At 73.7% G+C, this 18,819-nt stretch carries 14 protein-coding genes; 6 read left to right on the top strand and 8 right to left on the bottom strand.

The annotated features are described in order from the left end of the window. Nucleotides 1–102: 102 nt before the first annotated feature. Nucleotides 103–1,962 (bottom strand): molecular chaperone DnaK, encoded by a 1,860-nt coding sequence (gene dnaK / locus SOY78_RS03130; protein WP_324701922.1) that lies wholly within the window; start codon nt 1,960–1,962, stop codon nt 103–105. A gap of 340 nt (nt 1,963–2,302) precedes the next feature. On the opposite strand from dnaK, the gene SOY78_RS03125 reads away from it, so the two are divergent. Continuing rightward, nucleotides 2,303–3,853, top strand: coding sequence for a hypothetical protein (locus SOY78_RS03125; protein WP_153236557.1), 1,551 nt, complete (start codon nt 2,303–2,305; stop codon nt 3,851–3,853). A gap of 96 nt (nt 3,854–3,949) precedes the next feature. Here SOY78_RS03125 and SOY78_RS03120 read toward each other — a convergent pair whose 3' ends face one another. Beyond that, complete coding sequence (locus SOY78_RS03120) at nt 3,950–6,244, bottom strand: MMPL family transporter (protein ID WP_324701779.1); 2,295 nt, start codon at nt 6,242–6,244, stop codon at nt 3,950–3,952. 64 nt (nt 6,245–6,308) lie between these two features. On the opposite strand from SOY78_RS03120, the gene SOY78_RS03115 reads away from it, so the two are divergent. From SOY78_RS03115 to SOY78_RS03095, 5 genes are all read left to right on the top strand, one after another. Continuing rightward, nucleotides 6,309–6,785, top strand: coding sequence for a MarR family winged helix-turn-helix transcriptional regulator (locus tag SOY78_RS03115; protein ID WP_044658846.1), 477 nt, complete (start codon nt 6,309–6,311; stop codon nt 6,783–6,785). Further along, nucleotides 6,782–7,294: a para-aminobenzoate synthase component I gene (locus tag SOY78_RS03110; RefSeq protein ID WP_044658845.1), complete on the top strand. Its 513-nt coding sequence runs from the start codon at nt 6,782–6,784 to the stop codon at nt 7,292–7,294. Before SOY78_RS03115 ends, SOY78_RS03110 begins: the two co-directional genes overlap by 4 nt. Before the next feature lie 110 nt (nt 7,295–7,404). Continuing rightward, the gene (locus SOY78_RS03105) at nt 7,405–10,686 is read left to right on the top strand and encodes an MMPL family transporter (protein WP_324701778.1); all 3,282 of its coding nucleotides are present in this window, start codon (nt 7,405–7,407) and stop codon (nt 10,684–10,686) included. 64 nt (nt 10,687–10,750) lie between these two features. Further along, nucleotides 10,751–11,752 (top strand): aminotransferase class IV, encoded by a 1,002-nt coding sequence (locus tag SOY78_RS03100; protein WP_036383651.1) that lies wholly within the window; start codon nt 10,751–10,753, stop codon nt 11,750–11,752. 77 nt (nt 11,753–11,829) lie between these two features. Further along, the gene (locus SOY78_RS03095) at nt 11,830–12,108 is read left to right on the top strand and encodes a DUF4235 domain-containing protein (RefSeq protein WP_036383649.1); all 279 of its coding nucleotides are present in this window, start codon (nt 11,830–11,832) and stop codon (nt 12,106–12,108) included. 78 nt (nt 12,109–12,186) lie between these two features. Here the strand turns inward: SOY78_RS03095 and mnhG are convergent, their stop codons facing one another. The 6 genes from mnhG to SOY78_RS03065 are packed head-to-tail and all read right to left on the bottom strand — an operon-like array spanning nt 12,187 to nt 18,813. Then, on the bottom strand, nt 12,187–12,594 hold the full coding sequence (mnhG, locus tag SOY78_RS03090; protein ID WP_036383647.1) for a monovalent cation/H(+) antiporter subunit G: 408 nt from the start codon (nt 12,592–12,594) through the stop codon (nt 12,187–12,189). Continuing rightward, entirely contained in the window at nt 12,591–12,929 is a 339-nt protein-coding gene (locus tag SOY78_RS03085) for a monovalent cation/H+ antiporter complex subunit F (protein ID WP_036383645.1), read from the bottom strand. The genes mnhG and SOY78_RS03085 overlap by 4 nt, the downstream gene beginning before the upstream one ends. Beyond that, entirely contained in the window at nt 12,929–13,546 is a 618-nt protein-coding gene (locus SOY78_RS03080; protein WP_036383643.1) for a Na+/H+ antiporter subunit E, read from the bottom strand. The genes SOY78_RS03085 and SOY78_RS03080 overlap by 1 nt, the downstream gene beginning before the upstream one ends. Beyond that, nucleotides 13,533–15,164, bottom strand: coding sequence for a Na+/H+ antiporter subunit D (locus tag SOY78_RS03075; RefSeq protein ID WP_044658842.1), 1,632 nt, complete (start codon nt 15,162–15,164; stop codon nt 13,533–13,535). Before SOY78_RS03075 ends, SOY78_RS03080 begins: the two co-directional genes overlap by 14 nt. Then, on the bottom strand, nt 15,161–15,721 hold the full coding sequence (locus SOY78_RS03070) for an NADH-quinone oxidoreductase subunit K (RefSeq protein ID WP_002858374.1): 561 nt from the start codon (nt 15,719–15,721) through the stop codon (nt 15,161–15,163). The genes SOY78_RS03075 and SOY78_RS03070 overlap by 4 nt, the downstream gene beginning before the upstream one ends. Then, entirely contained in the window at nt 15,718–18,813 is a 3,096-nt protein-coding gene (locus tag SOY78_RS03065) for a Na+/H+ antiporter subunit A (RefSeq protein WP_324701777.1), read from the bottom strand. The genes SOY78_RS03070 and SOY78_RS03065 overlap by 4 nt, the downstream gene beginning before the upstream one ends. Nucleotides 18,814–18,819: the final 6 nt, after the last annotated feature.

The raw sequence follows: 18,819 nt of genomic DNA, 5'->3' as shown, positions 1-18,819 counted from the left end.
AGGCCGGCGGGCCGGCCCGGCAGGGGCGCTGCCGGGCCGGCCCGCCGGCGTCGTGGGCCTCCGGGCGGGGCGGGCGTGGACGCCCGCCCCGGCACCGGGGTGTCAGGCCTTCTTCTCGTCGTCCTCGTCGACCACCTCGGCGTCGACGATGTCCTCGTCGTCGTCCTGCGGGGCGGCGGACTCGGCGCCGGCGTCGGCCGACTCCGCGCCCTGCTGGGCGTAGAGGGCTTCGCCGATCTTGACCTGGGAGGCCTGGAGCTTCTTGAACGCGGCGGCGACCTCGTCGTCGTTGTCCTGCTTCTCCAGGGCGGCCTTCAGGGCGTCGACGTCGGCCTGCACCTCGGTCTTGACGTCCTCGGGCAGCTTGTCCGCGTTGTCCTGCAGGAGCTTGTCCACGGAGTACGCGGACTGCTCCGCCTGGTTGCGGCGGTCGGCGGCCTCACGGCGCTTCCTGTCCTCGTCCGCGTGGGCCTCGGCGTCCTTGACCATGCGGTCGATGTCCTCCTTGGACAGCGAGGAGCCGCCCGTGATGGTCATCGACTGCTCGGTGCCAGTGCCCTTGTCCTTCGCGGAGACGTGCACGATGCCGTTCGCGTCGATGTCGAAGGTGACCTCGATCTGGGGCATGCCGCGCGGGGCCGGGGCGATGCCGGTCAGCTCGAAGGTGCCCAGCGCCTTGTTGTCCCGGGTGAACTCGCGCTCGCCCTGGAAGACCTGGATGGACACGGAGGGCTGGTTGTCCTCGGCCGTGGTGAACGTCTCGGAGCGCTTGGTCGGGATGGCCGTGTTGCGCTCGATGAGCTTGGCCATCACACCGCCCTTGGTCTCGATGCCCAGCGACAGCGGGGTCACGTCGATCAGGAGCACGTCCTTGCGCTCGCCGGCGAGCACGCCGGCCTGCACCGCGGCGCCGATGGCGACGACCTCGTCCGGGTTCACGCTCTTGTTGGGCTCCTTGCCGCCGGTCAGCTCCTTCACCAGGTCGGAGACGGCGGGCATGCGAGTCGAGCCGCCGACGAGGACCACGTGGTCGATGTCGGAGACCTTGACGCCGGCCTCCTTGATGACGTCCTCGAACGGCTTGCGGGTGCGCTCGAGCAGGTCCTTGGTGAGGTCCTGGAACTTGGCGCGGGAGAGGTGCTCGTCCAGGTGCACCGGGCCCTCGGGGGTCACGGACAGGTACTGCAGCGAGATGTTGGTGGAGGTGGCCGAGGAGAGCTCCTTCTTGGCCTGCTCCGCGGCCTCCTTCAGGCGCTGCAGGGCGATCTTGTCCTTGGACAGGTCCGCGCCCTTGGACTTGGCCTGCTGGAGCAGCCAGTCCACGATCCGCTGGTCCCAGTCGTCGCCGCCGAGGCGGTTGTCGCCTGCGGTGGCGCGCACCTGGATGGTGGCGAAGTTGTCCTCGTCCTTGGCGACCTCGAGCAGGGACACGTCGAAGGTGCCGCCGCCCAGGTCGAAGACCAGGATGAGCTCGTCCTCCTTGCCCTTCTCCAGGCCGTAGGCCAGGGCGGCCGCGGTGGGCTCGTTGATGATGCGCTTGACGTTCAGGCCCGCGATCTCGCCGGCCTCCTTGGTGGCCTGGCGCTCGGCGTCGTTGAAGTAGGCGGGCACGGTGATCACCGCGTCGGTGACCTTCTCGCCCAGGTACTCCTCGGCGTCGTGCTTGAGCTTCATCAGCGTGCGGGCCGAGATCTCCTGCGGGGTGTACTTCTTGCCGTCCACCTCGGTGGTCCAGTCGGTGCCCATGTGGCGCTTGATGGACGCGAAGGTGCGCTCCGGGTTGTTGACGGCCTGGCGCTTAGCGACCTCGCCGACCAGGACGTCCCCGCCCTTGGAGAACGCGACGACGGACGGGGTGGTGCGGGCGCCCTCGGCGTTCGCGATGACGACCGGGTCGCCACCCTCGAGGACGGCAACCACGGAGTTGGTGGTGCCAAGATCGATACCCACTGCTCGCGACATCATGTGTCCTTTCGTCGACTGCTGCTCGAGGTGACCGCGGCCGACCGGTGCCGGCCGCCCTTGAGCGTTCTGGACTCAACCTGCCACCGGGGCGGAAGGTCTGTCAAGAAACCTGAGTCACCTCGACTCATGTTCTGGTGTCGTGCAGTGCAACCACACCCCCGTGCGCTTCATTCCCGCCCGTCGGTGATCCTCGTCACACCCTCCGTGAATCCCCCTCTCAGGCATCTCGCGGGCGCCCTGCCGAGCCCCTCTCGGTGCCGGCGCACAGGTGCTGACTAGACTTCTGGAAATCGGACCCGCAACCCAGGAGTGACACGTGCTCATCCTCTCGAGTCGCATGCGACCCAAAGAGCAGTTCGAGGGATACGCCTTCGTCGGCACGGACTACGTGCACGGGCCCGCGGGCATGACTGCGTATCGCGCGCGCACCGGCCGCACCGTCGGCCCCGGCGAGGACGGCTGCTACGTGGTCGCACGCCGGGCGGGCAGGCTCTTCGGCCGCCGTTTCGAGGTGGGCACGGACGCCAGCGGTCTGGGCCGTCTCTTCCTTTACCGCAGCGGCGACGATTGGGCGCTCGGCTCCTCCTACAGCGGGCTGGTGGAGCACCTGCGCACCGAGGGCATGACGCTCACGCCCCGGCTCGGCAGGCTCCGTCCGTTCGCCCTCCGCCAGACGCTGACCATGCAGCTGTCCATCTTCCAGACCCCGTTCGACGAGATCCGACTCCTGCCGGTCGGCACCGTCGTGGTGATCCGCGGCAGCGTCCTCTCCCTCGAGCGCGCCCCCGAGCTCCAGCCGCTCGAGTACGAGGCGGCGCTCCAGGAGTACCTCGACGTCTGGCGCGGGCGCACCCGCGCCCTGCTCGCGGACCCGCGGGTCACCTTCACCGCGGACCTCAGCGGCGGCGTGGACTCCCGCACGGTGTTCGCGTTCCTCCTCGAGTCCGGCCTGTTCCGCACGGACTCGGACCGGTTCTGGCTGCACTCGGGCGTCAACCAGAAGGAGGATCTGGCCGTCGCAAAGGGGATCGCCGAGGCCCACGGCCTGACGGTGAACGGCCCCAAGCCGCCCACCCGCACCCTGGTGTCCGGGTCCCGCGCCTACCGCCACTGGCGGGAGAACAGCCTCGGCGTGTACACCCCGGTCTACATGTCGTCGACGTTCCAGAACCCGTTCGAGGTGCATGCACACGGCGGCGGTGGCGGCACCATCAAGCAGTACTACCGGCATGCCGAGCCGCTGCGCCTGCTGGAGCCGTTCAAGGAGAAGATGCCCGCCGCCGACTTCGCCCTCTGGCAGGAGGAGATGGCCACCACGCAGGAGCAACTGAAGCAGACCGCCCCGGGCGTCGTGCCGAGCATCCAACACTACCTCGAGTTCCGGAACCGCTTCCACTTCGGCCACATCCCGAAGGCCCGCCCGCTGTTCATGCCGCTCAACTCGAAGTACGCGATCCGGGCCCTCACCTCCCTCCCCCAGGACGTGCGCCGCCGCTTCTACTTCGACGTCATGGAGTCCCTCGCCCCCGGGCTCAAGGACGTGGACTACGACAACGCCCGCAAGGCACCCACCGCGCAGGAGCTCGAGAGCCTGCTCGTCCTGCCCGCCTCGGACCGGCTCGCCGCCGGCACGGCCTACGGCGACGACACGGTCGAGACAGCCGACCCGGACGATCCCCTGTCCGCCGGCTTCCAGCGCTGGCTGCAGGACATCGACCGGGCCGCCGCCCGCCCGGAGGTGCGTCGCTTCATCATGGGCCGTGCCATGGCGCGCACAGACCGCACAGTGGAGGCCCTGCGCGCGCTGGGCAAGCCCTTCCACTCCCACTCCGGTCACTCCGTGGCGCTGTCCCACCTGCTGATGGTGGACTTCACCCTCGGCGACTGACCGACGCCCCACGCCCGCCGTGTCGGGACGACGACGGCCCGCACCTCGGCGGAGGAGGTGCGGGCCGTCGTCGGGAAGGGTCCGGGACCGACCAGGTCAGGCGGCCTTGGCCGGCCACCAGACCTTCGGGCCGATGTCCCACACGAGGGCCGGGATCAGCAGCGTGCGCACCACCAGGGTGTCCAGCAGCACGCCGAAGGCCACGATGAACGCCAACTGCACCATGAACATCAGCGGGATCACCGCGAGCGCGGCGAAGGTGGCCGCCAGCACGACGCCGGCCGAGGTGATGACCCCGCCCGTGACGGTGAGGGCGCGCAGCACGCCCGCCCGCGTGCCGTGCCGCGGGGTCTCCTCCCGCGCCCGGGTCATCAGGAAGATCGTGTAGTCGATCCCGAGCGCCACGAGGAAGACGAAGCCGTACAGCGGCACGGTGGGGTCGGCGTCCTCGAAGCCGAACACGTGCCGGAACACGAGGGCCGAGACGCCCAGGGCCGCACCGAAGCTGACCACGGTGGCCGCCACGAGCAGCACGGGCGCCAGGAGCGAGCGCAGCAGCACCGCGAGGATGACCAGCAGCATCGCGAGGATCAGCGGGATGACGACCCGCAGGTCGCGCTGCGTGGTGACGTTCGTGTCCAACGCCTGGGCCGCCGGGCCGCCCACGAGGATCTCGCCCGAGGTGGGGAGATCCGCGAGCCGGTCGCGCAGGCGGGCCACGGTCTGCTGCGCGGCGAGGGACTCGCCCGGGTCCGCCAGGGTGGCCGAGACCAGCACGCGGCCGTCCACCACGCGAGGCTGCGGCTCCGGCGCGGACGCGGCGCCCGTCCCGCCCTCCGCCTCGAGCGCGCTCGGGGGCGGGACCGCGGCGGTCCCGGGGGCGTCCGCGGTGACCTCCGCCTCGGCCACGCCGGGGTCCTCCGCGACGGCGGCGAGCACCGCCTCGGCGTCCCCGGCCGGCGCGAGGATCTGGGCGGGAGCGCCCGCGCCGGCGTCGAAGTGCTCGCTCAGCAGGGCCTGGGCCTGCCGGGCGTCGGAGTCGCCGAGCAGCACGTCCTCCTGGGCGACGCCGTCCGCGCGCAGCTGCAGCAGGCCGCCGCAGAGGGCGAGGAGCCCGACTGTCGTGGCGACCCAGACGGGGCGGGGCCGGCGCGCGACAACGGTGCCCACCCGCGTCCACACCCCGTGGTCCTCCTCGAGGCCGGCGATGGGCCGGCCCGCGCCGTCGCGCGGCGGGGTGAAGGCCCGGCCCCGGGCGGCGCGGCGCTCCGTGCGACGGCGCGCGCGCTCGGGGGACGGGATCGTGGGCCAGAAGGCGGCACGCCCGGTCAGCCGCAGCAGCGCCGGCAGCAGGGTCAGGGCGGCGAGCCACGCGAAGGCCACACCCGTGGCGGCCACGGGGCCGAGGGAGCGCGTCGAGTTGAGGTCCGAGGCCATCAGGATCAGCAGGGCGAGGGCCACGGTGGAGGCGGACGCGGTGATCGCGCCGAAGGACCCGCGCACGGCGGCCCGCAGCGCCTCCCCGACCTCCGCGCGGACCAGCAGCTCCTCGCGGTGCCGGGCCACGAGCAGGAGGCAGTAGTCCGTGGCCGCGCCGATCACGAGGATCGAGAGGATGCCCTGGGCCTGGCCGTTGAGCTGGATCCAGCCCGCCAGGGCCATCCCGTAGACGGCCACGATCGCGCCGCAGAGCGCGGCCACGGCCGTCAGGAGCACGAGGACCGGCAGCAGGACGGAGCGGTAGACCGCCACGAGGATCACGAACACCACCACGAGCGCCACGAGCAGCAGCAGCCCGTCGATCCCCGCGAACGCGCCGCCCAGCTCCGCGACCAGGCCCGCCGGACCGCCCACGTGCCACTCGGTGTCCGCGGCCACGGTCCCGGCGAGGGCGGGGGCGGCGGCCGCCGGGTCCGCCACGACCTCCCGCAGGTCGGCCACCACGTCGGCCACGGGTCGCTCAGCCCCGGCCGAGGAGTCGACGAAGGCCAGGAACTGCACCGCCGCACCGTCTTCGGAGGGGATCGGACCGGCGACGTCGACCACGCCCGGCACCTCGCCCAACAGGCCCGCGAGGTCCGCGAGCGCGGGGAAGGCGGCCGCGGGGTCCGCGGTGCTCGCCGGGCCCACGACGACGGCGGGCACGGCCTCACCGTCCTGGAACGCCGCCGCCTCCTCCCCCGCGCGGGTGGACTCGGCCGACGCCGGCAGGAAGGTGGCCTGGTTGTTCGAGGAGACGTCGCCGATCGCGCCGAACACGGGGCCGCCCAGGCCGAGCACGGCGAACCAGACCACGGCGAGCGCCGCGGCCAGGCCCAGCCGCAGCCCCCGAGAGGGACGCCCCGGCGCGGCGGGGGTGCGGAAGGCGGACAGGTCGGGCGCGGTGGGCATGCCCCCGAGCGTAGGGGATGGTTCGATGATCAAACAACCATGGGGGCTGGCTAGACTCCCGGCCATGACCACGCAGCCCCCCTCCGCCCCCGCGGAGCATCTCGCCGTGGTCCACGCGCTGCGCGTCTTCAGCGAGAGCGCGGAGCACGCCGTCGACGAGGCCGGCCGCGGCGTCGGCCTGCATCGCACGGACCTCAGAGCCCTCGCGTACCTGATGGCCCGCGCGGCGGCCGGTGAGCCCGTCACCGCCTCGGACCTCGGCGCCCACCTGCACCTCACCCGGGCCTCGGCCACCGCCCTCGTGGACCGCCTGGCCGCCGCGGGCCACGTCCGCCGCCGCCGGGACGAGGGCGACCGGCGGCGCGTGCTGGTGGAGCACACGGACACGGCCCGCCGCGACGGGCAGCGCGCGTTCCAACCGATGTCCCAGCGGCTGAGCGCCGCCCTCGAGGGGTTCTCCGTCGCGGAGCTGCGGGCCGCGGTGCGGGTGCTCGAGGCGGCCACCGCCGCGCTGACGGACCCCACCCCGGAGGACCCGTGACCCGACCGGCGCTCATCGGCCTGGACGGCCGCTCGGGGTCGGGCAAGACCGTCCTCGCCGCCGCGCTCGCGGCCCGGATCGCGCCGTTCGCGCGCGTCGAGGTGATCGAGATCGAGTCCATGTACCAGGGCTGGGACGGGCTGGCCGCCGCGGTGGGCGACGACGGCCCCTACCCGGCCGTCGTGCGCGCGCTGCGGGAGCGGGGCACGGCGACCTGGACCACGTGGGACTGGCACCGCGCCGCCCCCGGTCCGCCGCGGCGGACCGCGCCGGCCGACGTCGTGGTGTGCGAGGGCGTGGGTGCGCTCAGCACCGCCGCCCGACCGCTGCTCGACCTGGCGGTGTGGCTCGAGCTCGAGACCCCCGCGCGGCGCACGCGGGCGCTGGCCCGGGACGGTGAGACCTTCGCCCCGCACTGGGACCGCTGGGCCGCACAGGAGGAGGACTACCTGGCCCGGCACGCCCCGCGCGCCGCGGCGGACCTGGTCCTGCGCCTGCCCTCCGCCTGACGGGGGCGCCGCCCGGACCGGAGCGGTTCGCTCCGCTTAGGTGTAGCATCGGAGGCGGCGCGCCGCGTCCGGCCGCGTCCCACCCCAGCGCAAGGAGACCTCCCCTTCCCATGGCGACACTGCTCTACCGTCTCGGCCTCGGCGCCGCCCGCCGCCCCCTCCTCGTGATCCTCGCCTGGGTGCTCGCCCTGGCCCTCGCCGTCGGCGGGTTCCTCGCCTTCGGCGGCACGCTCTCCTCCACCGTCACCATCCCCGGCACCCCCACCGCCCAGGTCACGGACCGTCTCAAGGAGGAGTTCCCCGAAGCCTCCCGCGGCAGGGGCCAGGTTGTGTTCACCACCGAGGACGGCTCCCCCCTGACCGACGCCCAGCGCGAGCAGATCACCGCCCTGCTGGACGACGTCGCCGAGCAGCCGGCCGTGGAGGGCGTCGTGGACCCGTTCGAGGCCCAGGCCCAGCAGGACGACGCCCGCACCCGGCTGGACGAGGGCCGCACCGAGCTGGCCGACGGCGAGCAGCGCCTCGCGGACGGACGCCAGGAGATCGAGGACGGCCGGGCCGAGCTCGAGCGTCGCACGGCCGAGGCCGACGCGGGCGAGCAGCGCCTGGCCGAGGCCGCCGCCCAGCTGGAGGAGGGGCAGGCGAAGCTCGACGCCGCGCGCGCCGACCTCGAGGAGCGTGGCCTGGACGCCCTGCCGGCCGAGGCCCTGGCCCCGCTCCGGGAGGCCGAGCAGCAGGTGGCCGAAGGCCAGGAGCAGCTCGACGCCGGCCGCGCCGAGCTCGAGGAGCAGGCGGAGCGCCTCGAGGCCGGCCAGGCCAAGCTCGACGCACAGCGTCAGGAGCTCGAGGCCGCGCAGGCCGAGCTCGACGCCCGGTGGGCCGAGCTCGAGGCCGGGCAGGCCGAGCTCGACGCCCAGGCCGAGCAGCTGGCCGCGGGCCGCGCCGAGCTCGAGCAGGCCCGGGACGCCGCGCTGGCCGAGGCCGAGGCCGCCGGCATCCCGGCGGAGCAGGTCGCCGCGCAGTTCGCCGACCAGGAGGCGCAGCTCGCCGCCGGCGAGGCACAGCTGGCGGCCGGTCAGGACCAGGCCGACGCCGCCCGCGCGCAGCTGGAGGCCGCCCAGGCCGAGGCCGACGCGGGCGCCGAACAGCTCGCGGCCGCCCAGGCGGAGGCCGACGACGGCGCCGCCCGACTCACCGCCGGCCTGCAGCAGCTGCAGGAGTCCGAGGCCGAGCTCGAGGCCGGCCGCGAGCAGGTGGCCGCGGGACGGCAGCAGGCCCTGGACGCGGCCGAGGCCGAGCTCGACGCGCAGCAGCAGAAGATCGACGAGGGCCGGGCCGAGTACGAGCGCGGCGTCGCCGAGCTCGAGGACGGCCGGGCCCAGCTGGCCGCCGGCGCGGAGCGCCTGGACCAGGCCGAGGCCGACCTCGCCGACGGCCGCGCCGAGCTGGACGACGGCCGCGTCGAGGCCGAGCGCGGCGAGCGCACCCTGGCCCTCGCGGAGGACTTCCGCACCGTGTCCGAGGACGGCAGCACCGCCGTCGGGATCGTCACCTTCACCACGCCGACCCCGGACGTCACCGCCGAGGACAAGGAGGCGGTCACCGGCGCCCTCACCGGCGCGGACATCGACGGCGTCGCCGTGCATCCCTCCCAGGAGCTCAACGCCACCGTGTCCTCCCTGCTCGGCCCGGGCGAGGTCGTGGGCCTCGTGGTCGCCGCGATCGTGCTGGTGGTCATGCTCGGCACCCTCGTGGGCGCGGGTCTGCCGCTGGTCAACGCGCTGGTGGGCGTGGGCGTGGGCGCCGCCGGGGCGCTCGCGTTCTCCTCCGCCGTGGAGATGATCTCCGTGACCCCGGTGCTCGGGGTGATGCTGGGCCTGGCCGTGGGCATCGACTACGCGCTGTTCATCGTCAACCGGCACCGCCAGGAGCTGCGTCGCGGCACGGGCCTGCACGAGTCGATCGCGCTGGCCAACGGCACCTCCGGCAACGCCGTGGTGTTTGCCGGCATCACCGTGATCGTCGCCCTCGTGGGCCTGAACGTCACCGGCATCCCGTTCCTGGGCCTGATGGGCACCGTGGGCGCGGTCTGCGTGGCCGTGGCCGTGCTGGTGGCCGTCACCCTGACCCCGGCCCTGCTCTCCCTGGCCGGGATGCGGATCCTCTCGAAGAAGGAGCGGGCCCGCCTCGCCGACGAGGGTCCCGCCTCCGTCGCCGAGGGCTCCGCCGCCGTGCGCCGCGCCGGGCGCCGCTCGACCATGTCCACCCCGGCCGCGATCGCCTCGGCCCTGGCGGCCGTCGCCCTGCTGGTGCTCGTGGCCCTGCCGGTCGGCTCGATGCGCCTGGGCCTGCCGGACGGCGGGTCCGAGCCGGAGGGCTCCGACTCGCAGGTTGCGTACGAGCTCACCGCCGAGAAGTTCGGCGAGGGCTACAACGGCCCGCTCGTGGTGACCGTGGACCTGCCCGCCGGCCTGGACGAGGACGCGGCCGAGGACGCCCGCCTGGCGGTGGGCGAGCAGCTCGCCGGCCTCGAGCACGCGCACGCCGTGGTGCCCGCGGGCTTCAACGAGGACCGCACCGTCACCATGTTCCAGGTGCTGCCCGAGGAGGGCCCGAACGCCGTCTCCACCGAGGAGCTGGTGCGCGACCTGCGCGCCACCGAGCCGGCCGGCGAGGCCTCCAACCTCGGCGTGGCCGGCATGACCAGCGGGTTCATCGACGTCTCGGAGAAGCTCTCCGACGCCCTGCCCCTCTACCTGGGCGTGGTGGTGGGCCTGTCCCTGCTGATCATGGTGCTGGTGTTCCGCTCGATCCTGGTGCCGCTGATCGCCACCGGCGGGTTCGTGCTCTCCATGTTCGCCGCCATGGGCGGCGTGGTGGCCATCTACCAGTGGGGCTGGCTCGGCTCGGTGTTCGGGGTCCACAACCCCGGCCCCGTGCTCAGCTTCCTGCCGACCATCATGATCGGCGTGCTGTTCGGCCTGGCCATGGACTACCAGCTGTTCATCGCCTCCGGCATGCGCGAGGCCTACGCCCACGGCCTGCCCGCCCGCCAGGCCGTGCTGACCGGCCTGCGCTCGGGCCGGGCCGTCGTGATCGCCGCGGCGATCATCATGATCTCCGTGTTCGGCGGGTTCATCTTCGCCCACGACGCGATGATCCGCCCGATGGGCTTCGGCCTGGCCTTCGGCGTGCTGCTGGACGCGTTCGTGGTGCGCCTGCTCCTGATGCCGGCGCTGATGCACCTGCTCGGCGAGAAGGCGTGGTGGCTGCCGCGCTGGCTCGACCGGATCATGCCGGACGTGGACGTGGAGGGCGCCCAGCTCGAGCGCGCCCACGCCCCGGCGCAGCCCTCCGTCCCCGCCCCGGACGGCGGCGCCCACCGGGCCTGACCGCCCCCGACTGATGCCCGCCCCCGGCCCCGATCGGCCGGGGGCGGGCGTCTATCCTGGGCGGATGCGTCCCACCGCCTTCTCCCCCGCCGCCGGCTCGCCCGTCCTCGTCCTGCTCGAGACGGACGCGGACGGCGCCCCCGCCCCGCGGCTCGCGGACCCGGCCGTCCCGCACCTGAGCGTCACGGACCAGGGGGTCACGCGCGGCGACGGCATCTTCGAGACGGCGCTCGCCGTCGCCGACGGGCTCGGGACCCTGCGCATGCGCAAGCTCGGAGCCCACCTCGGCCGGCTGGCCGCGTCCGCCGCCGCCCTGCAGCTGGCCGCCCCCGAGGCGGCGGCGTGGGAGGCCGCCGTCGCGCTCGGCCTGCGGGCGTTCACCGAGGCCAACGACGTCGCGCCCGGGGACCGTCTCGCCGTGCGCCTGACCGTCACCCGCGGCCCGGACGCGGCTCCCGGCGCGGTGCCCACGCCCACCGCGTGGGCGCTGCTGAGCCCGGCCCCGGCGATCCAGGACGAGGAGCGGCAGCGGGGGCTGCGGGTGCTGCTGCTGGACCGCGGCATCGACTCGCAGGCCCCCGAGCGCTCCCCGTGGCTGCTCACCGGCGCGAAGACCCTCTCCTACGCCGTGAACATGGCCGCCCTGCGCTACGCCCGCGCGCACGGCGCCGACGACGTCGTCTTCACCAGCGCGGACGGCTACCTGCTCGAGGGCCCCACCTCCACGGTGCTGATCGTGCGCACCGGGGAGGACGGCGTCCGCCGCCTCCTCACCCCGCTGCGCCAGAAGGGCATCCTCGCCGGCACGTCGCAGGCCGTGATCTTCGCGGCCGCCCACGCGGACGGCTGGGAGCTCGGCTACGGCCCGCTCGTCCCGGCGGACCTCCAGGGCGCCGAGGGCGTCTGGCTCGTCTCCTCGGTGCGCGGCGTCCTGCCGGTGCGCGCCGTCGACGGCGTCGAGATCCCCGTGGACCACGAGCTCACCGGCATGCTGCAGGCCCATCTGGACGCCGACGGCGACCCCGGCCGGCACGTCAGCGGCGACCCGGTGCCCACCGCGGGCTAGGCTGGGGACCGGCCCGTCCGGCGTCGTCGGCCGCGGCCGCAACCGCACGTGAGATCCCCGACCACGGAAGGCGCACCATGAACACGCTCGCCCAGAAGGCCCTGTCCGCCGGCATCACGCTGGTCGGCGGCATCGTCGGCTCCCGCGTGGTGGCGGGCGGCTGGCGGCTCGTCACCGGCCACAGCGCCCCGAACGACGCGGCCGACGAGACGCTGCCCCTCATCGAGGCCCTGTCCTTCGCGTTCATCTCCGCGGGCGTCGCGGCGCTGCTGAAGGTCGCCGGCCAGCGCGGCGCCGGCGCCGCGATCCGCAAGGTGTCCGAGTCCACCGCGCACCGCGTGGACCACGAGGTCTGAGCCGCCCCGCCACCACCACGACGACGGCCGCCGCCCGGAGGGATCCGGACGGCGGCCGTCGTGCTATGCGGGGTGGTGTCAGCGGCGCCCGCGCGGCCGGGCGCCGGCGCGGCGCGGCCCGGGGTCCGCCGGGGGCTCGGCGCGACGGACGACGGCGGCCAGCTCGTCCCGGTGCAACAGCTCACGGCGGGCGTGCTTGGTGCGGTAGCCCGTACGGCCCACCAGGTGGGAGGCCACCGGGGCCGTGACCATCTGGGTGACCCACGCCAGCAACAGCACGGGCAGCCACACCCACGACCGCCACTCGATCGCCAGCCCGGCGAGCATGAGCAGCAGGCCGAGGACCTGCGGCTTGGCGGCGGCGTGCATGCGGGCCAGCAGGTCCGGGAGCACGAACAGGCCCACGCCGGCCACCAGGGAGAAGAAGGCACCGCTGACGAGCAGGAACGCGGCCAGCCAGTCCAGGAGCGTGGCGGTGTCGGTCATCGGCCCTCCTCCCCGCCCGGCACGTCCGTGGTGCCGGGCACGCGCGCCTGGTCCTCGAGCGAGTGGTCCGGGCGCCGGTCCTCCGCGAAGCGCGCCACCGTCACCGAGCCGACGAAGCCGACGGTGGCGGCCAGCACCACGAGGACCACGTGGTGGGTGTGGCGGTGCACGGCCATCTCCAGGACGAGCATCCCGGAGAACACCACGAGCAGCACGTCCGTGGCGACCGCCCGGTCCAGCAGCGAGGGGCCGCGCACGATCCGGTAGAGCGCACCGACGGCGCCGACCACGAGCAGCGCCCCGCCGGCCCACGTGGCCAGGTCCATGGGGTCCATCAGGCCTCCTCCTTCGGGGGGCGGGCGGCGGGGGGCGCCGAACTCGGGAAGCGGCGGACCAGCTCGAGGTCCTCACGCGTGCCGACGGCGCGGATGATGCCCGCCTCCACGTCGAGGGCCTTGGCGCGGAAGCCCGCCACGTCCTCGTCCGTGGTCGCGTCGAGCACGTGCAGGTACAGGACGGAGCGGACCCGGTCCACGTCCAGCACGATCGAGCCCGGCACCAGGGCCAGGGCGTGGCTGACGAGCGTGATGATGAGGTCGTCGTGGCTGCGCAGCGGGACGCCCACGATCGAGCCGCGGGCGCGGCGGCCACGCAGCAGCACCGTCCCGGCCACGTTGACTGAGGCGCGCACGACGTCGACGAGGAACCGCACCGTGAACACGAGGGACCACCAGGGGTTCAGACGGCCGCTGAACGGGATGCTCGGCATCGGGAAGAGCCCGATGATCAGCAGCGCGAAGGCGAGGCCGGTCAGGGCCACGTGCGGAGCGAAGTCCTGCCACAGGGCGCACCACACGGCCACCATCACGAGGATCAGCGGCCACTGGGCCACGATGCCCCGGATCCGGTCGGGGCGCACCACGCCGCGGCGGGCGGAGTCACTTCCGGGCATCGTGCACCTCCGTCGGGTCGACGCTGAGGGTGGCCGCGGCCCGCTCGGCCGCGGCGTCGTCGAGCACCGCCGCGATGTAGGGCGAGCGGTCGAGCATGTCCGTGGCGGCCTCGTCGGCCAGCGCGAACAGCGGACCGGCGGCCACCGTGAACACCAGCGTCAGGCCCACGAGCGCCGTGGTGGGCAGCACGAGGCCCGGCTCGAGCGGGCGGGGGCGCTCGCCACGGGCGACGGCCCGCTCGTAGGCGGCCACGAGCTGGGCGGGCGGGTGCTCCACGTCCTCGACGCGGCGCCAGAACGCGCGGGTCCACACGCGCACCACCACGAGCAGGGTCAGCAGGGACACGAGCAGGGACACGCCCACCAGCGTGTAGGCCAGGGGCGTGGCCTGCTCGACGCCGCCGCGCAGCAGGCCGACCTTGCCGAGGAAGCCGGAGAACGGCGGGATGCCGCCGAGGTTGAGCGCGGGCACGAGGAACAGGACGCTCACGAACGGGGAGACCTTCGCCAGGGACCCGAGGCGGTCGATGTTCGCGGTGCCGGCGCGGTTCTCGATCAGGCCCGTGACGAGGAAGAGCGCGGTCTGCACGGTGATGTGATGGGCCACGTAGTACACGGTGGCCGCCAGCCCCGCCTCCGTGGCCAGGCCCAGGCCGAAGATCATGTAGCCGATGTGGGAGACGAGGATGAAGGACAGGATGCGCTTGATGTCCGTCTGGGCCAGCGCGCCGAGGATGCCCACCACCATGGTCAGCGCGGCCACCACGAGCAGGAGCGCGTTGACGTGCTCCCCCGGGAAGAGCAGCGTCTCGGTGCGGATCATCGCGTACACGCCCACCTTGGTGAGCAGGCCCGCGAACACCGCGGTCACCGGGGCGGGCGCGGTGGGGTACGAGTCCGGCAGCCAGAAGGACAGCGGGAACACGGCCGCCTTGATGCCGAAGCCCACCAGGAGCAGCACGTGCAGGACCATCTGCACGTCGGTGGGCAGCTCGCCCAGCTTCACGGCCAGGTCCGCCATGTTCACGGTGCCGGTGGCCGCGTAGATCATCGCGATCGCGATCAGGAACACCACCGAGGAGAGCACGGAGACCACCACGTAGGTGACGCCCGCGCGGATGCGCTGGGCGGTGCCCCCCATGGTCAGCAGCACGTAGGAGGACGTCAGGAGGATCTCGAAGCCCACGTAGAGGTTGAACAGGTCGCCGGCGAGGAACGCGTTGGACACGCCCGCCACGAGGATCAGGAACGTGGGGTGGAAGATCGAGACCGGCCCACCCTCGTCCCGGTTGATCAGCCCCTGCGCCGAGGCGTACAGCAGCACCGCCAGGGTGATCAGCGCCGACACCACGAGCATGAGGGCCGAGAGCCGATCCACCACGAGGCTGATGCCCAGCGGGGCCGGCCAGCCGCCGAGGTGGACGGCCGCGACCCCGGTGTCCCAGACCGCGGCCAGCAGCAGCGCGTCCAGCACGAGGGTGAGCACGAGCGCGGAGACCGTGACGGTGATCTGCGCGCGGGGGCGGCGCACGAGCATGAAGGTCACGGCCGCGCCCAGCACGGGCAGCATGACGGCCAGCGGGGCCAGGTCGGTCAGGGGGACGGAACCGATGCTCATGCGCGCTCCCCGCCCTCGGGACGGCGGCCGCGGGACGCTGCCCCGGATCCGGTGGGCGCCTGGGGGGCGGGCGTGGCGTGCTGCACCTGGGGCCGTGCCTCCGTCGCGTGCTCGTAGTGGGCGTTGGGGTCCGCGGCGTCGTCCAGGAACTCGGAGGACTCCTCCACGAGCTCCGCGTCGTCCTCCGCGTCCCAGGCGGGCATCCGGGCGATCTTGACGTCCTCCGCGTCCACCTCGACCTCGTCCTCGCGGACGAGCAGCCACGAGCGGTAGATCATGGCGGTCAGGAACGCGACCACGGCGAAGCCGATCACGATCGCGGTGAGGATCAGCGCCTGCGGCAGCGTGTCCGCGTACTCGTGCGGGTCCCGTCCGCGCACGAACAGCGGGGCCAGGCCCGTGCCGCCCGAGGAGAGGAACAGCAGCATGATGGCGCCGTTGTTGATCAGCACGATGCCGAGCAGGATGCGCGTCAGGCTGCGCTCGAGCACCAGGTAGATCCCCCCGGCGAACATCACGCCCATCGCCAGGAGCAGGGCCAGGTCGACGGTCATCATCGGGCGGCCTCCGGGGCGTCGGGGGTGGACGGGGTGGGCATGCGCGGATGACGACGGCGGGCCGCGGCGCGCAGGCGGGCGCGGCGGGCCTCCTCGCCCCGGCGGTCCACCTCACCGCCGAGCGAGCGCAGCACGTCGATCACGAGCCCGACCACCACGAGGTACACGCCGATGTCGAACGCCGTGGCCGAGACCAGCTTGAGGGCGTCGCCGAACAGCGGCAGGTCGGTGAACTCCACCACATAGGACTGCAGGATCTGCCCGCCGAAGAAGAGCGGGGCGATCCCGGTGAGCGTGGCGATCGCCAGGCCCAGGCCGATCATGGGCCCGGCCGGGATCACGGAGGCCTCCTGCAGCTCGTACCGGCCGCCGGCGAGGAAGCGCAGCGTGAGGGCCAGGCCTGCGAGCAGGCCGCCGGCGAAGCCGCCGCCGGGGGTGTTGTGCCCGGCCAGCAGCAGGTAGACGGAGAGCAGCATCATGATCGGGAACATGAAGCGGGTGACGACCTCGAGGATGATCGAGCGCCGCTCGGGGGCCATCGTGTGGCCGGCCACGAGCCACTGGCCCTTGCGATCGTCCACAGCGAAGCTGCGCACGACGGACAGCTCGCGGGCCCCGAGCGAGGAGTCGGCGCCGAAGTCGCCGACGGAGCCGGGGGCGACGTCGTCGATGCTGCGGGTGCGCCCGTCGCGGTGCTGCAGGAAGATCAGGGAGGCCACGCCGGTGGCCGCGGCGGCCAGCACCGTGATCTCGCCCCACGTGTCCCACGCGCGGATGTCCACGAGGGTGACGTTCACGGCGTTCGTGCCGTAGCCGTCCGTGTAGGCGAGCTCCGGCATGGGCAGCGAGATCCGCTCCGCCGTGCGGGCGGCCAGCGCGGTGGCGGCGATCCACATCATGGTCAGCGCGAACCCGACGGCCACGGCCAGGCGGCCCAGCCGCCGCGAGCCGGTGCGGCGGTCGTACCAGTCCGGCGGCAGCACGCGCAGGCCCAGGATGAGGGTGACCAGGATGATGGTCTCCACGAGCACCTGGGTGATCGCGAGGTCCGGGGCGCCGCGCATCGCGAACAGGGCGGCGGCGCCGTAGCCGGTCACGGACACCAGCATGATCGCCTTGAAGCGGCGGCGCGCGCGGACGGCGAACACGGTGGCGACGGCGATCATCAGCACCACGACCAGCTGCGCCGGGGTCTGGAACCAGGCGACGTCCGCGGAGAGGAACGAGGTGGCCAGCGTGCGCTCGCTGCGCCCCACGGGGAAGAGCAGGAACGCGGCCGGCAGCAGGAACGCGGTGGCCAGGATGATGCCCAGGTAGCGGCGCAGGGAGCCGGTCTGGGTGCGCCCCGTGACCCAGATGGCGACCTCGTCGAGGGCGCCGGTGATCTTCCGGTACGTGCGCAGGGCGTCGACCGGGAACTCGACGCGGCGCTGGAACGCCTCGACTCCCGGCCGGCCGAGGGCGAGCAGCGCGCCGAGCACCCAGACCCCCGCGGAGAGGGCGAGGATGGGCGTCCAGCCGTGCCACAGGGCCAGGTAGGCCGGCGCCTCCTCCGGGTCCAGCGGCGGCAGGGAGCCCGTGTGGGCGGTGATGATCCCCTCCACCGGGCCGGGCAGGAAGGCGAGCACCAGGCCGGCGAGCGCGAGCAGCGCGGCCGGGGCCAGCTCGAGGGTGGTGACGCGGGTGTGGAAGCGCGTGACGGGGACCGCGGCCCCCTCCTCGTCCCGCTTGGCGGCGAACGAGCCCCACAGGAACCGCCACGTGTAGGCGAAGGTGAGCACCGAGCCCACGGTCATGAGCACGAGCGGCGTCCAGCCCCACACGCCGCCGTGGGCGGCCCCGTGGGCGGCCAGCGACTCGAGCACGGACTCCTTGGCCACGAAGCCGAACAGCGGGGGCAGCCCGGCCATGGACAGCCCCGCCGCCACGGCGACGGCGGCCAGGACCGGATGGCGGCGCCCGATGCCGGAGAGCTGGCGCAGGTCGCGGGTGCCGGTCTCATGGTCGATGATGCCGACGATCATGAACAGCGGCGCCTTGAACACCGCGTGGGCCAGGAGCATGGCGAGCCCGGCCATCGCCGCGTCCCGGGTGCCCAGGCCGTTGGCCACCATGAGGAAGCCGAGCTGGGAGACCGTGCCGTAGGCGAGCACGAGCTTGACGTCCGTCTGCCGCAGGGCGCGCCAGCCGCCGAGCACCAGGGTCCACAGGCCGACGCCGAGCACCAGGACCTGCCAGGACGTGAGGTCGTGGAACTCCGGGGCCAGGCGGGCCACGAGGAACACGCCGGCCTTCACCATGGCCGCCGCGTGCAGGTACGCGGACACGGGGGTGGGCGCGGCCATGGCGGCCGGGAGCCAGAAGTGGAACGGCGCCTGGGCCGACTTGGTCAGGGCGCCGATCAGCACGAGCGCGACGGCGACCTCGAGCAGCCCGCGCATCCCGGGGTCCGCCATGAGGGCCGGGGCCGCCTCGAGCACGCCGGAGATCCGCCAGGAGCCGGAGACGTGGGCCAGCATGATGAGGCCGGCGAGCATGGCCAGGCCGCCGAACGTGGTGACGATCAGGGCGGTGATGGCGGAGCGGCGGGCGAAGATGCGGTGGCCCGAGTAGCCGATCAGCAGGAAGGACAGGACGGACGTGATCTCCCAGAAGGTGTAGAGCACCATCAGGTTGTCCGTGGTGACGAGCCCGAACATCGCGCCGGCGAACGCCAGCAGCTGCCCGCCGAACACCGCGTTGCGCGGCTCGTGCTCCCGGAAGTAGCGGGCGCAGTAGGCCAGGACCAGCGCGCCGACTCCCAGCACGATCAGGGACATGAACGCGGCCAGCATGTCCATGCGGAACGCGAGCTCGATCTCGAGGTACGGCACCCACGGCACGGCGCGGTCCAGGCGCGCCGCCGAGGCCGGGACCGGCCTGGCGTCGAGCGCCTCCTGCAGCGCGAACACGTGCGGCAGCTGAGTGAGCAGCCAGACGAAGCCCGCCGCGGGAGCGGCGGCGAGCAGATAGAACCCCTGACGTCCCGTCCACCGGAAGAGCACCGGGGCGGCGAGCGCGACGACGAAGAGCGCGGTCAGGATGACGAGCATGCGGTC

The organism is Micrococcus sp. HOU01 (assembly GCF_035609305.1).
GTDB classification, from domain to species: Bacteria; Actinomycetota; Actinomycetes; order Actinomycetales; family Micrococcaceae; genus Micrococcus; species Micrococcus luteus.
The sequence above is the reverse complement of the archived record's forward strand: the minus strand, read 5'-3'. Positions and strand labels throughout refer to the sequence as shown.

What these genes read in the sequence shown, in the direction of transcription:
- dnaK (WP_324701922.1), bottom strand. Translation starts at nt 1,962, where the DNA reads ATGTCGCGAGCAGTGGGTATCGATCTTGGCACCACCAACTCCGTGGTT.
- SOY78_RS03125 (WP_153236557.1), top strand. Translation starts at nt 2,303, where the DNA reads ATGCGACCCAAAGAGCAGTTCGAGGGATACGCCTTCGTCGGCACGGAC.
- SOY78_RS03120 (WP_324701779.1), bottom strand. Translation starts at nt 6,244, where the DNA reads ATGCCCACCGCGCCCGACCTGTCCGCCTTCCGCACCCCCGCCGCGCCG.
- SOY78_RS03115 (WP_044658846.1), top strand. Translation starts at nt 6,309, where the DNA reads ATGACCACGCAGCCCCCCTCCGCCCCCGCGGAGCATCTCGCCGTGGTC.
- SOY78_RS03105 (WP_324701778.1), top strand. Translation starts at nt 7,405, where the DNA reads ATGGCGACACTGCTCTACCGTCTCGGCCTCGGCGCCGCCCGCCGCCCC.
- SOY78_RS03100 (WP_036383651.1), top strand. Translation starts at nt 10,751, where the DNA reads ATGCGTCCCACCGCCTTCTCCCCCGCCGCCGGCTCGCCCGTCCTCGTC.
- SOY78_RS03095 (WP_036383649.1), top strand. Translation starts at nt 11,830, where the DNA reads ATGAACACGCTCGCCCAGAAGGCCCTGTCCGCCGGCATCACGCTGGTC.
- mnhG (WP_036383647.1), bottom strand. Translation starts at nt 12,594, where the DNA reads ATGACCGACACCGCCACGCTCCTGGACTGGCTGGCCGCGTTCCTGCTC.
- SOY78_RS03085 (WP_036383645.1), bottom strand. Translation starts at nt 12,929, where the DNA reads ATGGACCCCATGGACCTGGCCACGTGGGCCGGCGGGGCGCTGCTCGTG.
- SOY78_RS03080 (WP_036383643.1), bottom strand. Translation starts at nt 13,546, where the DNA reads ATGCCCGGAAGTGACTCCGCCCGCCGCGGCGTGGTGCGCCCCGACCGG.
- SOY78_RS03075 (WP_044658842.1), bottom strand. Translation starts at nt 15,164, where the DNA reads ATGAGCATCGGTTCCGTCCCCCTGACCGACCTGGCCCCGCTGGCCGTC.
- SOY78_RS03070 (WP_002858374.1), bottom strand. Translation starts at nt 15,721, where the DNA reads ATGATGACCGTCGACCTGGCCCTGCTCCTGGCGATGGGCGTGATGTTC.
- SOY78_RS03065 (WP_324701777.1), bottom strand. Translation starts at nt 18,813, where the DNA reads ATGCTCGTCATCCTGACCGCGCTCTTCGTCGTCGCGCTCGCCGCCCCG.